The sequence below is a fragment of the Psychrobacter glacincola genome (assembly GCF_904846215.1).
Taxonomy (GTDB): domain Bacteria; phylum Pseudomonadota; class Gammaproteobacteria; order Pseudomonadales; family Moraxellaceae; genus Psychrobacter; species Psychrobacter glacincola.
Genome location: NZ_CAJGZK010000002.1, coordinates 159254 through 175520, shown reverse-complemented (window position 1 = coordinate 175520; position 16267 = coordinate 159254). Strand labels below are relative to the sequence as shown.

Genomic DNA, 16267 nt, shown 5'->3' with positions numbered 1-16267 from the left:
TTAGCAAGTATTTGTCCTACTTATCACTCATTTAGTCATTTACGACTTATATTTAACCTGCGATGCTTTTTATGACCGATAAAACACTATTAAATCCTACGATACCTGCCATTAATACGCGCCAAGAGTCATTAGAGTGCTGGTTGCAGCAAGTGTTCGAGAATCAACCCTTTACCCTTGAGAGCTTACCGGGTGATGCCAGTGCTCGCCGTTACCACCGTATTCAGCTAGTAGCTGGTGGTACGGATGATACGACAAAAATAGCGCGTTATATTGTCATGGATTCGGCTGATGAGCAAGACGCGATGCAGCAGTTTATTAATGTAGCAAAGCTCATGTCGCAAGCCATCAATGTGCCGACGCTGATCGCGCAAGATGTGACAAAAGGCTTTTTGGTCTTGCAAGATTTTGGCGCGGTAGAGTTCGCTCATTTATTGGTTGGTGCTACGCCTGCGCAAGTAAATGACTACTATCAATTAGCAATGCAGACACTAGCTGCGCTGCAACAGATACCGGTAGAGACAGCAAAATCTCAGTATCAATTGCCTGATTATGATGCCGCAATGCTAACCCGTGAAATGGACTTATTTAGCGAGTGGTTTATTCCACATATCGGCGTGACACTTGATACGTCATTATGGGAAAACCTAAAATTAGCCTTGATAGAAGAGATTCTATTACAACCACAAGTCATCGTCCATCGTGATTATCATAGCCGCAATTTGATGCAGGATCAGGCGGATAACACGCGATTAGGGGTGATTGATTTTCAAGATGCCGTGATTGGCGCGCATAGCTATGATTTGGTATCATTGCTGCGTGATGCCTATGTCGAATGGTCGGAAGCGCAAGTAACGCAGTGGATTCATGACTTTTGGCAGTTACAAAAACAGGCGGGACTGGTAACAGCAGACAGTGCTGAGCAACTTGAAAGTCAGGTCAATATCATGGGCGTACAACGACATCTAAAAGTGTTAGGTATTTTTATCCGGCTTTATGAGCGTGATGGCAAAAGCCGCTATTTAGCCGATATTCCTAAAGTGGTGCGGGACTTTCTATTTGAATTAGACTGGTTAAGTACTCAACTAACTACGCAAGGCAGTAAGCGTTTACAACAAGTTATTTTGCCATTTAATCAATGGATGATGAATACAGTATTGCCCGCCTATCAAACCAAATTTGGGCAGCAATATATTTAACGCTCGTATATTTAATACCAATGTATTCAAAGCTATTGATAAGCAGTCACCTTGTATAAATTTGCCAAAAATAAGGATTATTTATGTCGGTAATAACGCAAGCCATGATTTTGGCAGCAGGTAAGGGCACGCGCCTGCGTCCATTGACCCTTGAGACGCCAAAACCCTTGGTTGAAGTAGGCGGGCAGCCCCTTATTGTTTGGCATATTAAAGCACTCAAAGCTGCTGGCATAACCGACATTACGATTAATGCTTCTTGGCTGGCTGATAAGTTGATGGACACGCTTGGCGATGGCGCGCAGTTTGGCGTACAGTTGCATTGGTCACTTGAAGCTGACGCGCCATTAGAGACAGCAGGTGGTATTTTTAAAGCGCTACAAACTGGGAAGTTAAAAGACGAGCCATTTATCTTAGTCAACTCTGACATATGGACGACATTTGATTTTAGTCAATTAATCACCTATGAGCTAGGTGCAGACCAGCGCGCCCATTTATTATTGATTGATAATCCGGAGCATAATGAGGGTGGCGACTTCGCTATTAATAATGGTTTGGCAAGCGAGCAGACAATTGGTGATGGCGATAAATATACTTTTGCCGGCATCAGTGTCGTGTCGCCGCGATTGGTTGATGGCTTGGTGTCAGGTCAGTCTGCCGCCCTTGGACCCTTACTTAGATACGCGATGATAAAATTTCAAGTGACGGCTGAAATCATGCTTGATAATTGGATAGACGTTGGCACGCCTGAGCGACTAGAGCAGGTAAATACTTTTATAGAAAATAAAGGTGTAAGCGCACATTGCGGTGCTTAATTAACAATGGGTTATATAGTTAAAATATCTCAAAAACGCTACAGTGCTGCTGGTATAAATTTTTTGCAGCCTCTGTCTGCATAGGCACAGCAAGCAAGAAAAATTAATATCAGCAGTACTTGATGTATCGATATTACTTTTCTCTGACTATAGCATTATCTGGAAAATTCAGTGGGAATTAACACCATTAAAAAACCGCAGCGCTAATAAAAAATTAGCGCTCCGGTTTTTATGAATGGCTAATGGAACAAATATTTATACGCCCATTGCCAATTTAATCAGCTGGGCAATGGTAAAAATCGTCAGAAAACCTGCGATATATAAGCCAATAAACCATGCCCATTGAGATTGCTTTTTACTAAGATTTTTCATGACATTCTCCTAAACAGTGTTCTCCTGAAAACTTAGAATATAGAATACTGCTTAATAGCTATTAATACATGTGCTCGTGACCGGTTTTACCTTTAAACGTATAGTAGGCAAAGGCGGTATAACTCAAAATAATGGGTAGCATAATACCAGCACCAATAAGCATAAATGATAATGAAGTATCCGCTGCTGCTGCCTCATAAATGGTCATCTGATACGGCACAATATAAGGGAAAATCGCAAAACACACGCCGATATAACCCATCAAAAACAGCGCGACGGTCAATAAGAACGGACGATATTCACGCTCTGAGATCAAATCTTTACGCATAAAGAAAAATAACGCCAAGACGATAATCGGCATCGGTGCAAGATATAATAACCCTGGTAAACTAAACCAACCTTCAAGTGCCTCAATGTCTGAGAAATACATAAAGGCAGTCACGACAATCATCGCAACCACCAGCGCTGACAGCATCCAACCAGAGACTTTGCGTGCCCACACTTGTAGCTTGTGCTCAGTCTTAATAATCAACCACGTCGAGCCAAGCAGCGCATAACCGATAATCAGGGCGATACCGCAAACTATGGAGAATGGCGTGAGCCAATCAAAAGGACCACCGGTATACAAACGATTACTTGCTTCAAGTCCTTGTACCAAAGCGCCAAGCATAATCCCTTGGAAGAAGGTAGCAACCACAGAGCCGATAAAGAAAAAGGTATCCCATACATAGCGGTGTGAGGTTGCTTTAAAACGGAACTCAAATGCCACGCCGCGCATAATCAAACCGAACAGCATAAAGGTTACCGGCAGATAAAGCCCTGTCATAATAATGCCATAGGCGACTGGGAAGGCGGCAAACAAGCCACCACCGCCCAATACTAGCCATGTCTCATTACCATCCCAAAAAGGGGCAATAGAGTTCATCATGCGGCTACGGTTTTTATCGGAGCCTGCAAACGGAAATAAAATACCGCAGCCCAAATCAAAACCATCAAGTAGCACATAAACGAAGACGGACAGGGCGATCAAGCCGCCCCAAATGAGAGGTAAATCTAATACGTCACCAAAGTTAAACATTAGCGTAACCCTCCATCTTCGACGTCATCGGCAGGTTTATCAAGATCTTTTACTGAATTGCTTTCAGTTGAGTTCGATTCCATATGTTCACTGGCATTGCTATCACCACTTAAGGTACGACCTTGACCTTCAGTGATAGAGTGCTCGTAGAAGTTATCATCAGCAGGATTCTCATAAGGCTGTGGACCTTTAGCAATCAGGCGTAAGATATAAAAACTGCCCGCACCAAATACAAATACATACAGCACAATAAAGCCAATCAGTGTCGTAGCCACTTGTTGTGCCGCAACCGGAGACATACTCTCTGCCGTGCGAATAACGCCGTAAACTGTCCACGGCTGACGTCCGGTTTCAGTGACGAACCACCCAGCAAGCAGGGCGATAAAACCCATCGGGGTCATCATCATCCATAAGCGGTGAAACCAGATGCTGTCAGAATTAAACTGTTGTTTTTTAAAGTATTTATACAGGCTAAACAAGCCGACCAATACCATCAGCATACCAATAGAAACCATGATACGAAACGCCCAAAAGACAATGGCAACGAATGGTCGATCTTCTGGTGCCCAGTTTTTGAGCCCCTTCACTTCTTTATCAAATGAGTGGGTTAAAATTAAACCGGACACATAAGGTATTTTCACCTCATAGTGGTTCTTTTCTGCTTTTTGGTCTGGAATGCCAAATAATACCAGCGGCGCACCGCGCTCATTTTCCCAAAGCCCTTCCATCGCTGCGACTTTTACAGGCTGATGCTCTAAGGTATTAAGCCCATGCATGTCGCCGATAAGTACTTGTGCTGGGGCAACAAAAATCGCCATCACCATCGCCATACCGAGCATGACACGACCATGTTTGCGATGTTCGACATGTTTTTTGGATTGCAAATAATATGCACCGATGCCACCAATAACAAAAGCAGTCGTCAAGAAAGCTGCCGTCATCATATGCGCATAGCGATAGGGAAATGAGGGATTAAAAATGATTTCTAACCAATTGGTGGGATAAAGTAGGCCATCCGCACCAACCATAAAGCCTTGTGGCGTCTGCATAAAGCTGTTGGCAGCCAAAATCCAAAAACCTGATATCAGCGTACCGATAGCGACAATTGCCGTCGAAGCAAGATGCATACGTTTACTGACGCGGCCCCAACCAAAGAGCATAATCCCTAAGAATGATGCTTCTAAGAAAAAGGCGGTCAATACCTCATAGGCAAGTAATGGGCCAAGCACGTTACCCGCTTTATCAGAGAATACTGCCCAATTGGTGCCGAATTGGTAGGACATCACCACGCCCGATACCACACCCATACCGAATACCACGGCAAATATTTTTACCCAGTGCTTGTACACTTCGGCATAAATAGGTTCACCGGTTTTTAACCAGCGAAACTCTAAAACCGTCAAAAAGCTGGCAAGTCCGATAGAAAAAGCCGGAAAAACAATGTGCCATGAAATAACAAAAGCGAACTGGATACGCGCAAGCATCAGCGCATCAAGCTGGTCAATCATAAATGTAGCGAACATAAGCAGTTACCCTTATATTTTAGCTGAATAGCGCTTGCTTCCATGTTACGCTGAAATCATTGTTCGTAGCTGTCCGTCGATACGGATGTCAGTAGGATAATAAGTGTTACGAACAATAGTCAATGTAAACTGGCTATCATTGTCATTGAGACAACACATTATCTATGATAATTTAAGCACTACTATTTAGTTAAAGTAAATAATTTATGTCCTTATAAACTATAAAATATGTCTTTATGGCATTCTTGAAATATTTTCTATTTCAGCATTATGCGCCTGAGTCTGCTTGCGCGCAAGTTGCTATGAAGTCATAGCAGATACCTGTTGGTCATAAATGATTTACAATGTAATTGAGTGCTATTCATATCATAGTCATTGTTTAAATAAGGTTGTCAATAGATACATAACCGTAATATAAAACAACATTTTTTAATAATGTATTTTTGCTATCTATTGTCAAAAATTCACTGTGAAATTGACCAGACTGTTATTCAGTTAAAGCTATTGCTGTAATTGTTTATGCAAAATACGCCGTAAGGTCAGAATGGTTTGCGGATTTTCTTGGATACTATGACCGCCATTGATAACCGTCTCAGACGCCGCACCATCAAGATGCGCGCTGGTGTAGGGCACGATACCATCTGACAGACGCTCGGTTAATGCTTGGCTAATCTCTTCATTGACGATAACAGAAGCAACCAGTGCCTCAGCCGGCAAGGTATCTGTCTTAGCAGGCGCATCTTTTGCAGTCTCTACATCAACTACGGCAGCTGAAACGTCTAAATTATCTGAGTTTTCTACATTGCTGGTACTACCGGTATCGGCAGTCTCAATCACACTATCGTCATCCTCTATGACTGCTTGCGATAAATCAAGCTTGACGCCTTCCGGTTGCATTGCTGCCAGACCTCTTGTGATATCGGCATCGTTATTGGCAATGATTGAATGATAAGTAATACGTTTGTTGATGCTAATGTCTTTGGTTAATTGAATAAAGGAGGATTTGTCACTCAATTGACTGGCACCATTTTGCAGGTACAGCGCCCCTAAAGGATTATTCGCCAAGTCGCCTTTGATAGCAATGGTCGCCAAATTGTCCGTAACGGTTTTTACTAAGCCCACCGGCAGATAAATAATGCGGCGTAACGCACGGGTAAACCAGCGATCGGCATAGTCCGTACCTTGAAAAGGTGACGACAAAAATACTGCTGTATCGACCTGCGGTAGCGCGTTCAATTCAAATCGGTTGCGTAGCTCTTTATTGGTAAGGGCTTGCTTGAGCATGGCGTCAACCTGACGCTGGCTGCTGTTTGCTAATAAGCTATTATCGTCTAACGCATCTAAATTATTCGCCAAATTATCATCAGACAACATCATGCGAGCAATGATGCCGCCCATGCTATGGCTAATAATGACGCTGTTCTTGCTGGCAAGATTTGTCCCTGTAGGATCTGTTTGCTGATAAGTAGCAGTGATGAGTTTTTGGATTTGATAGCGATTTTCTAAAATAGGCAGATTGGTCGGATAAAAGATTTGCCATACCTGATAGTTATTACGCAATTTATCATCATTAAAAATATCGTTGGTCAAATTGACCCACGTTGCCGGACTTGATGCCAGACCATGCAGCATGATAATCACGCGTTTGCTAGGATCATAAGGCTCAAGCATAAAAAGTTTTGGCAGGCTGGCTTCTTTTTGGCGGGTAATAAGATTTAGGTAGCCGACACCATCGAGCTGATTTTCTGCCAACCATAGCCCATAACCGGCAGAGAAGTTGGCGGCCAGTGGATAGTCATCGCCTAAGATAGAGGCGCTTTCGCTGCGATATGGATTATATAAATGGATATCGAGCTGCTTACTACTTAGGGTGTCGAGTACACTAGTGCCCGTAGGTTTAATCAGCCCCGTCATGAGCAGATGACCAGTAGGATAAATGCGCAAGCTAGCATCTTCTTCTTGCGCATTTTTTGCGGCGTTGCTTGCGCTATTGTTGCCAAGTTTGCCAAGTTTGCCATTAGCCGCTTCTTGACCGAGTTGACCTGAGAGCGAAGAGAGCAGTAATTGACGAATAGTGGTAGTGTAGCGATCGTCCAATGATGCCACCAAGCTGATACCTAAACCCGGTCGCTTGCTGATGGAGTTTAGCCCCGACAAGCGCAGCTCATAAGTAGACACTAAGTCTGCCAGCGCAGAGTTTTTCTCATTGGCATTTTTAAGATAGTTGTTTTCATTTGGCAAATAGACGTTCAGATGATAGTTGTCTACTTGCACATTCATTACTTTGACTTGATCGGTCGGCTGTCCTTTAACGGGTACACTATTGGCAATGGCTGGACTGACGGCAAGCTCATTACTATCACGCGCGCTGGTATTAGCGCTCGTGGCAAGATGCTCTACTTTTACATTGCGCATCAATTGTTTCATGTCGCCTGTTGATTGATAAAGCTGAGTAATAACATCATTGCTGGCGGCATTGTAAATATCTTGAGTCTGAATATCGATATCGCTTGGTATGCGGTTTTTTGCCCGCCCGCCACTTACTTTTTCATCGGCTCCTTCAAAATCATGCGCTAGGCTGTCATAGAATAAATAGGTATAGCTGGATTTGATGGCGTCAAAGAGCCGCTCTTGATAGTCGATTAAACATATCTCGGTTTTGCTCTGCTGCGTCTTAGCAGTCTCGTCGTCTAACGGTGCATTGGCATAATAAGGATCAAGTGGCGGGCGGACGAGCGCATTGCTACAGCTTTCTGAGGTAGCGAGTTGGCGCGCTTTTGCATAGTGCAGCTCTGAAAATGCGGCCAGTGCTGGGCGGTAGTGTCTATTGAGCATGCTGTCAGCAAGCTGCGTTAAGCACAGCTCAAATTGCTGCATACAGGCTTGCTCATTGAGTCCTGCTGACAACAACAATGACGCGGTATTACTACTGAGTTTGTTATCAGTGACGATATTACCTCGCTGCGCCGAAATGGTCTTGGCAGATGCCTGTTTATTGACAGAGACAGTACTACAAGCAGGCAATATCAATATGGCCATGGCTGATATTAGTGCCAACATAGCTAAAGGCGTCTTATCTTTATGAGTAGGTGTCGGCGCATTATGGACAGGGTCAGCGAAAATCATAGGTAATTCCAGTGAATGATGGACAGGAATGTATTATTGAATAGAGCGTATATTAGAAGGAGTGTAGCGGAAGTTTATTACTTCGACTATCGTATTTATTGCCTTATACTGAAATAATGTTAAATTTAATTGATATAACGCTCGAGAAAAATGCACAGCTGACAAGACTGGATGATAAGGATAGGGTATTGCATAAAAATCAATCGAAGAGAACGACTACAGTTTATGTGACATTCTTAATGAGCATTGACAATTGACACAAAAAAGCGCCTTTGTTCTATATTGTTAAGTTCGCAATATAAAATAAGACGCAAGATTGATGCTTTTTCAGTGTTTTTTTTACTATTTGTGATGACGTATTTTGTACACGTTATCTTGTGAAAATGGATTTCATTTACATATTTGGTTTGATATTTGATGCAGGCAAATCCCAAATGTAAAACTTACCGTCTTCGAGCAGCTTGATTTGCTGACGGATAACGGTATTGTCTGGGACTTTTTGTTCCAAACGACGCAAACGCTCTAGCGCTTTTTCACGGCGATCACTCAAGACATCCGATTGTGCCAAGCTTTGCTCAGCTTCGGTATAACCTAAGCTGACGGCTTGATCAAGATACTTTTGACCTTCTTTAAAACCGCCGCCTTCTGAGAGCATCATGCCGTAGATAAAGTTGGCTTCGCCGCTATCGGGTTTGATTTTGATGGCACGGTCAATATACTGCCCACCACGTACCGTATATTCTGACCCTAAGTCTAAGTTACGACCCATACCATTTAGCTTAGCAGCACGCAATAACACATCGTAAGAGGCATTGGATAATTTGGCATAAGGCTCAATCCAATCGGTTAATACTTTGATTTTTTCACGAGCATAATGACGCTGGGTGCGGTTAGGGAAATTTGGTGGATAATGGCGTGCATAGGGTGAGGTGTCTTTAATAAAATCATCAAGTAAGCTGACATCCAACTTGTCGGTACCAAGACCGGTTTGCTGCGCTATCAAGATGGTAGGTACAAAGCTGATGTCTGAGAGTTGCACTTGCGGCGTTGGGATATTTGGCAGTTGACCACCACGTAAATCGATACCCGTTGCAACCATTGGTCCACGCTCATAAACTCGCGTCGTCCCTGTAAGCTCAGCATTTTGGTTGGCTTGGATTGCTTGATTTTGGCTAGGATTTTGAGGTGCACGAGTGGGCTGTGTATTAGTGATTTGAGCATTGGTAACTTGAGAACTAGTAACTTGAGCATTGCTTTGTTGATTGGCATTAATATTTGCTTGAGCACTCACTTGTGCAGCAGTACTTGTTGCCACTTCTGGTTGACTAGTGGTTGCCACCTGAGTAGCACTGACAGCCGCATTAGGTCTAGCAAGACGAATCACTCGTTTGCTTGAGTCAATCGCGCTTGGCACAGAAATACTTGCAGTCGCTGAAGCATCAACTTCAGCGGCATTCACAGGCGCAGACAACATCATGGCACAAGCTGCAGCCAATGCGGTTAAAGTCGCAACCTTAGGCGATTTTTGAGAGTGGGTCGGTTGACTGATGGTGTTCATAAAGATAGTTACCTTATTTAATCGTTATTTTGTCTATTTGGTCGGTATTGATAAATTCATTGCTTGATATAGTCAGAGAAAATCAATATCGATACATCAAGTACTGCTGGTATCAATTTTTCTTGCTTGCTGTGCCTACGCAGACAGAGGCTGCAAAAAATTTATACCAGCAGCACTGTAGCGTTTTTGAGATATTTTAACTATAGCTGCTTGATAGCTGCTTGATAGCTGCTTGATAGCTGCTTGATAGCTGCTTGATAACGATGCCGATGTCGTATTCATGTGGTTAAGGCAAAATTGTACAATTTTTATACCCTAGCAAATTAATCTCAATACAAACAGTAGTAGGATTGTTAAAAGTCATTACTGAGGCAGTTTTTACAGCATGATGTTTGTCAAAGTAAATCAATTAAAAATGATAAGCCGTGGCTTTCATACGGTTTGCCATCCAGCGCATGGTATGGCGTATAGGTGGAGACAATGCAGCCCCACCATTGGCAAGTGCCAACTCACGATGATGTAATTCCTCGCTATCCATTTGTGCCAATATCTCTTTTGAGCGCTGATCTTGCGGCGGCAATTGTCCAATATGATCTTGTAGATGTTCGCTAACTTGTGCCTCTGTTTCAGCGACGAACCCCAAGCTAAACTCGTTAGAGATGGCACCCGCTACTGCGCCAAGACCAAATGACATGCCATACCATAAGGGTGTAAACACACTCGGATGACTACCAAGCTCGCTTAGTCGCGTCTCACACCAGACCAGATGGTCGACTTCTTCTTCAGCAGATTGCTGCATGGCTTGTTTGACATTATCGTCTTTTGCCGTAAAGGCTTGCCCATGGTACAGCCCTTGCGCGCATACTTCTCCGGTATGATTGATACGCATCAGCCCTGCAACGTGCCGCGATTCTGTGATACTCAGCTCAGGGATATCATCACTACTCACAGGTAAAGGGCGGGTACTCGGATTGGAATGCGGTACGACCGCTCGCAATGCCTTGTCTACCCCAAGCAGTAAGTGGTCGATTTTGGATAAGGGACGCAAAGCCATGATTCACTCCTGATGGCATTATTTATTATAAATGACGGGTTGCTATGAGCCTTGTAGAGCGCTGCAACGGCCACTATTTAATCTTATAGCTTACTATAGCAAACAATATCAATGGTCGGCATCATAATAATGAGGCGCTCAGCAATCGACTTATAATAACAGTTGTCATTAATGCTGTTGGTGCCAATCCTTAAACCCTTTAATCATGTCTGTTCAACCCATCATCATGAGTTTGGATGCTGGCATGTTTGATATGTTGGTTCAGCTTGGCATATAAAAATATCCCAAAGGCAATATTGAGCAAGCCCGTGACTAAGAACAACTGCGGTAGTGACATACCCAAGCTATTTAAGACAACGATTGAGAAGATAGCGGAGCCAACCATAAATATGGCATTGAAAATATTATTGGCACCAACAATGCGCGCGCGGTGGCTCTTGGGTGCATACGCCTGCATAGACGCATATAAAGGGACGATATATAAGCCGCCACTAAAGCCCAAAAAGAATAAATCGACAAAGACGCGCCAGCTGCCAGAGATAGCAAATAATCCGCTCACTCCGATTAAGGTCTCGCTACTCACATCAATCGACAATCCTGATAGAGAAAAATATAAGTCGATAGCAAAGATACTTAAACCAGCGATACCAAAGGGTAGCAGCCGTAAGCTGACCTGATTTTTAGTGAGCCTTTTGCATAATAATGAGCCAATGGATACCCCAACTGAAAATAAAGTCAGTAAGAAAATTACCACTGACTCATCGCCATGTAAGATAACTTTGCTGAATTCAGGCGTTTGGGTCAAAAAAGTCGCGCCATAAAACCAAAACCAGCTATTGCCCAAGATAACAAAGAATAAAAACCGTAACGAATATAAATAACGTACCGTTGAGACACTGGTGGTAAAGATATTCCAATTAATCTTCAAATCAGGCTGCATCGCTGGCATAGTAGGTATAGATCGGGCGGCAAAATAACCTAATATCGCAACGACTAATACCGTCAGACTAATCCAGTATAGCGGCTGCGGTACTTGGGTTAAGACGCCCGCAATAATCATACCGAGTAATATCGCTAATGATGTGCCCATTTGAAACAGACCATTGGCACCGACCAGCTCATCTTCTTGCATTGCTTGTGGTAAATAGGCATATTTGATGGGTCCAAAAAAGGTAGATTGTGTGCCCATCAAAAACAACGCAACAAATAAGAGTGCGTACCACTCAAACACAAAGCCCACTGCCGCAATCACCATAATTGACAGCTCAAGCAGCTTGGTTAAGCGGGTCAATTTGGACTTTTCAAACTTGTCAGCGATTTGTCCTGCCAGTGCCGAAAATAGAAAATACGGCAAAATAAATAACATGGCCGCCAAGTTATTCAAAATACTGACCTCAACGCCAAGCTGGCTCGCCGCCGTGTAGGTCAAGACTAATATCAGAGCTTGCTTAAAAATATTGTCATTAAACGCTCCCAAGAACTGGGTAAAAAACATGGCGCTAAAACGGCGACGCTTAAATAACTGAAACTGATTGGCCATGAAAATTCCTACAAATGAGTCAAGACAAGTAAAAGAGAAGCAAAACGGAGAAGATAACCATCAATATTGTGATAATTATCAACGCTATCAAAAACTTAACTAAATATGGCATAGGTTTTATCAATGTTAAGCCGTATAATAGCAAGGCTTTGATAAAAATACATACGTCCAATGCTATGATTTCATAATTAACTAAGTTATGATTTGTAAATTTTAGCCGATTAAATTCTAATAAAGTGACCAATATAGTCGGTCCTAAATAAAAGAAATACAAATGTTATAAGGTACTACTGGGATTAATTTTTCTTGCTTGCTATAGCTAGCCGACAGAGGCTGCGAATCATTAACCCCAGTAGTTCTGCACCCTTTTAAAAGTGGATTGACTATAGCGAAGGTTTGCCAGCGCTTAAATGGTCTGATTCGAGTAATTTTTTATATGCTAATGATGTGATAATGCTTCAATCATAGGCTAAACCGTCAGATAAGAAGTAAAATCGCAAGTTAAAAAAATGCTTTAGTTTATTACAATCATTACAATCATTGTCAGCACTGTATTTACCGCTAAGACTTAGTAGTCGTCAGCGTCAGCAACCTTGCACTGCGTGAGGGAATAGGAATGAATATGAAACACCAGCCTTCAACGCCAGCGCACAACTTACCCGTTAAGTTGCCTGACCTCTTAGGTTGCTCAAATGGCTCAATAAAATCTAGCGCTGCTATTAATGCTAATGATACGCCGCGTCTTTATTTTACCCGCACAGCGTTGTTTAGTGCATTGACCACAAGCTTGGTCGGCTTTGGTTGTAGTCTTGCTCCTGCTGCTTTTGCCGCTACTACTGATTTAAATAACAGCGCTACAAACAGCCAAATAACGGCAAAGACTGCTACAGCAGCGTCACCAAAAACCGCCAAAGCGGTTATTTCTGATGATGACAGTCAATTAGATATGGCGTTAGATGCGCTGCGCCTAAAAAAAGCGGTTGAGCAAGGCATTATTGAGCAATCCGTATTGGATGATTATAGTGAGCAAACGCTAGGTATTGAGAAGTCGGACGCGAAAAATTCAGCTGGCAAGACTAATAACACTGTTACTCAAGAAAATGCAAATAGCTTGAATAATGATTTTGATGATGCGCAAACTTTTGATGCCAATCAAGATCTAGAGCAGCAAGCCGCAGCGATACAGCAGCAGGGCTATCAGATGATGACGCCTGACGAGATTGATCGTGAGCTTGCGGCGATGGACAGGCAGAACGCGCAAGATATCGATAGGATTGGTACTAGTAATATTGGCACTAGTAATAATAGTGGTTTTGATGCACCAATTGCCACTTTAGATGATCGCACGCCACCGATTGGGCTGGATGTGGAGCTGGATGCGACCAATTTGCCGATACCCAGTAATTTAGACACGTTAGGCATTACTGAAACGGCTGCCGAGCGAGCTGAGACCGCAGAGATTATGGCGCGTCCTATTACTGTTAGCGATGCTGTCAGTAGCGGTAATGGCAGTGAGATGACAGATAACGACATTTTAGCCAACGTCAATCAATCAAATAATACAGAAAACTCGATCGATCCTGATGATTATTTGCCAGATTATGAAAATGATACTGGGGCAATTAGCGAAAGTATCGAGCAAGCTAAGACGCCAAGCCCGATGGCGCGTAATAAAGGCAATATCGTCAAGCGCCTCTATAATCGGTTGTTTAATGCCAGCTCACTGGCGCTACCACATGTAGACACTACGATTTATTTGCAACAAGCCGCAGCTAACAATAGCAATGCTGTCAATACCAAGCCGATACTAGTCAAAGCGGATGACGATGTGCAGCCCATCAAGAACATCAAGGCGGCGCTTGACGACACCACTGTGCAATCTGTCGTTGACTTTACAGCAGCTCTACCGCGTTTACGCCAAACCGCCTTAGATGCAGCAAAAGCGGTCGGTTACTATGATGTGAGCTTGCGTTTACGCCAGCCTTATACAGACACAATAGATGTCATCATTGAAAAGCTTGGTGAACCAGTACGCGTCGATAGTCGAATTGTTGATATTCGCGGTGCAGGCAGTGAGCAAAAAGAATTTGCGGCGTTAGAAAAAGATTTGCCACCAAAAGAAGGCGATATCTTTAACCACCGCGTCTATAAAGACAGCAAATCTGCCCTTGAATCACTCAGTAATACCTACGGTTATTTTGATCAATATTGGTTAAATAAGTCCGTCGATATTATCTTGCCTGATAACACAGCAGATGTTTCGCTGGTTTACAATACTGGCGATCGCTACAAGTTTGATGAAGTGGTATTTTTTACTTATGATAAAGAGTCTGGGACACTGACACGTGACCCCGAAAAACTCCCCGTTGAATTGTCATTGTTAAGGCAGTTATTCGACTTTAAAGAGGGCGACCCGTTTTATCGTCCCGCGGTGACCAAATTTAGCAATGATTTATCGGCGACCCGTTATTTTAATACCATCAACGTTGAATCGATTTTGCCACCAGATGAGCGCACACAAAGTGCTACCTTAGCCTTTGATAACTCACCAAATGCTGAAAACACTATTGAAACGATAGATGACGAGATTGATGATACTTCTAATGCTAATGCTCGCCAAATAGAAGGTGTGAGCAATGACGGCGAGCTTTATACCAATAGCGGAGAAAAAGTAAATGCGGCCGACATTGCTGCTATCGAATTTGAAGCCGATGAAGAGACGCTTGAGAAGTTGCAAGCGATTAAGCAAAAAGCAGAACGCTTAAGTCGTCTGCCAAATGATCGGTTGCTAGATGAAAAAGACCAAGATTCAAGCAGTATTTTAGGCAAAATCAGTGATAGTATCACTGACATTGCCCAAAAGATATTCCCTGATGAGAAAAGTATATTGGCGGATGAGAACTTTGTGCCACCAACATTGGCAGGGCGTAAAACACCGCAAGAAGTGTTAGAGAGTAAGAAAGTACCATTATACGTGTTCGTGGCGGCGAATAAACCGCGCGATGCTCAGGTGGGTATTGGTTATGGTACAGATACAGGTGTCCGTGCAACCGCAAAAATAGATTATAACCTGCTCAATCGTAAAGGCTATCAGGCAGGGCTTGAGACAGAAGTTTCGAGAATTACTAAAAATGTCGGTGTCTATGCTAGCAGGCCTTGGAAACATCCTTTGAATGATAAGCTTGAAGCAAGTTTGACTTATGAAGAAGAGTCGATTAATCAAGGCGGAGGCAATTTCGATTTGTCTACTAAGACGCTAAAAGGGTCGCTGGCGCGTAATATCCGCCGTGAAACGGGTTGGAATCGGAGCTACTCTCTGCGCTACCGTTTAGATGAGTTAGAGACGGGTATTGATGATGAAGCGAGGTTAAACGACCTTCCTATTCGCTTTACGTCCTCAAAGCCCAGACAGCAAGCATTATTACTTGGTTATGGCATCAGTAAGACAGATGTGGACAGTGCGACCAATCCTACTAGCGGTATCCGCCAGTACTATTCGATTGAAGCGGGTGCTGATAAAGCGCTTAGCGATACTAATCTAGCAATTGCTCGCGCTGGCGTCAGCGGTATTTATAGCTTTGGTGCCGATGATAAGCATCAAGTGCTTGGCAGTATCAATACCGGTTATATTTGGGCCGATGACTTTAATGAGGTGCCTTATAAGCTGCGCTTCTTTGCTGGTGGTGACCAAAGTATCCGTGGTTATGACTACGAAAGCTTATCGCCACTGGATAAAGGTTATCTGACCGGAGGACAAATCCTCGCGGTTGGTAGTGCAGAATATAACTATGAGTTTAAACCCGGCTTTCGCGGGGCGGTTTTCACCGACATCGGTAACGCTTATGACAAAGATTTTGATACAGACACCAAAGTTGGCGTCGGCGTCGGTATCCGCTGGGCATCGCCCGTTGGCGTGGTGCGCGTCGATGTTGCCGCTGGCGTGACAGAAGAGAGTATTCCAGTCAGATTGCATCTGTTTATTGGCTCTCCTTTGTAAAAGTATAT

10 protein-coding genes are annotated in these 16267 nt (G+C 43.3%); 3 read left to right on the top strand and 7 right to left on the bottom strand.

The window, feature by feature from the left end:
- Positions 1-71 precede the first annotated feature (71 nt).
- Positions 72-1199 (top strand): aminoglycoside phosphotransferase family protein, encoded by a 1128-nt coding sequence (locus JMW90_RS01845; protein ID WP_227691827.1) that lies wholly within the window; start codon positions 72-74, stop codon positions 1197-1199.
- An 83-nt stretch (positions 1200-1282) separates the two neighbouring features.
- The gene (gene murU / locus JMW90_RS01840) at positions 1283-2011 is read left to right on the top strand and encodes an N-acetylmuramate alpha-1-phosphate uridylyltransferase MurU (protein WP_201561418.1); all 729 of its coding nucleotides are present in this window, start codon (positions 1283-1285) and stop codon (positions 2009-2011) included.
- 255 nt (positions 2012-2266) lie between these two features.
- Here the strand turns inward: murU and JMW90_RS14035 are convergent, their stop codons facing one another.
- The 7 genes from JMW90_RS14035 to JMW90_RS01810 all read right to left on the bottom strand — a co-directional run bounded on the left by JMW90_RS14035 (position 2267) and on the right by JMW90_RS01810 (position 12262).
- The gene (locus tag JMW90_RS14035) at positions 2267-2383 is read right to left on the bottom strand and encodes a hypothetical protein (RefSeq protein ID WP_020443792.1); all 117 of its coding nucleotides are present in this window, start codon (positions 2381-2383) and stop codon (positions 2267-2269) included.
- 61 nt (positions 2384-2444) lie between these two features.
- Positions 2445-3461 carry a cytochrome d ubiquinol oxidase subunit II gene (gene cydB / locus JMW90_RS01835; RefSeq protein ID WP_201561417.1) on the bottom strand — a complete coding sequence of 339 codons (1017 nt, stop codon included), beginning with the start codon at positions 3459-3461 and terminating at the stop codon, positions 2445-2447.
- Complete coding sequence (locus JMW90_RS01830) at positions 3461-4984, bottom strand: cytochrome ubiquinol oxidase subunit I (RefSeq protein WP_201561416.1); 1524 nt, start codon at positions 4982-4984, stop codon at positions 3461-3463. Before JMW90_RS01830 ends, cydB begins: the two co-directional genes overlap by 1 nt.
- Positions 4985-5485: 501 nt before the next feature.
- On the bottom strand, positions 5486-8110 hold the full coding sequence (locus tag JMW90_RS01825) for an esterase/lipase family protein (protein ID WP_201561415.1): 2625 nt from the start codon (positions 8108-8110) through the stop codon (positions 5486-5488).
- A gap of 394 nt (positions 8111-8504) precedes the next feature.
- The gene (locus JMW90_RS01820) at positions 8505-9668 is read right to left on the bottom strand and encodes a tetratricopeptide repeat protein (RefSeq protein WP_201561414.1); all 1164 of its coding nucleotides are present in this window, start codon (positions 9666-9668) and stop codon (positions 8505-8507) included.
- A 409-nt stretch (positions 9669-10077) separates the two neighbouring features.
- On the bottom strand, positions 10078-10716 hold the full coding sequence (gene coq7 / locus JMW90_RS01815) for a 2-polyprenyl-3-methyl-6-methoxy-1,4-benzoquinone monooxygenase (RefSeq protein WP_201561484.1): 639 nt from the start codon (positions 10714-10716) through the stop codon (positions 10078-10080).
- Between the two features lie 205 nt (positions 10717-10921).
- The gene (locus JMW90_RS01810; RefSeq protein WP_201561413.1) at positions 10922-12262 is read right to left on the bottom strand and encodes an MFS transporter; all 1341 of its coding nucleotides are present in this window, start codon (positions 12260-12262) and stop codon (positions 10922-10924) included.
- Positions 12263-12884: 622 nt separating this feature from the next.
- Between JMW90_RS01810 and JMW90_RS01805 the strand changes: the two genes are divergently transcribed.
- Entirely contained in the window at positions 12885-16259 is a 3375-nt protein-coding gene (locus JMW90_RS01805; RefSeq protein ID WP_201561412.1) for an autotransporter assembly complex protein TamA, read from the top strand.
- Positions 16260-16267 lie beyond the last annotated feature (8 nt).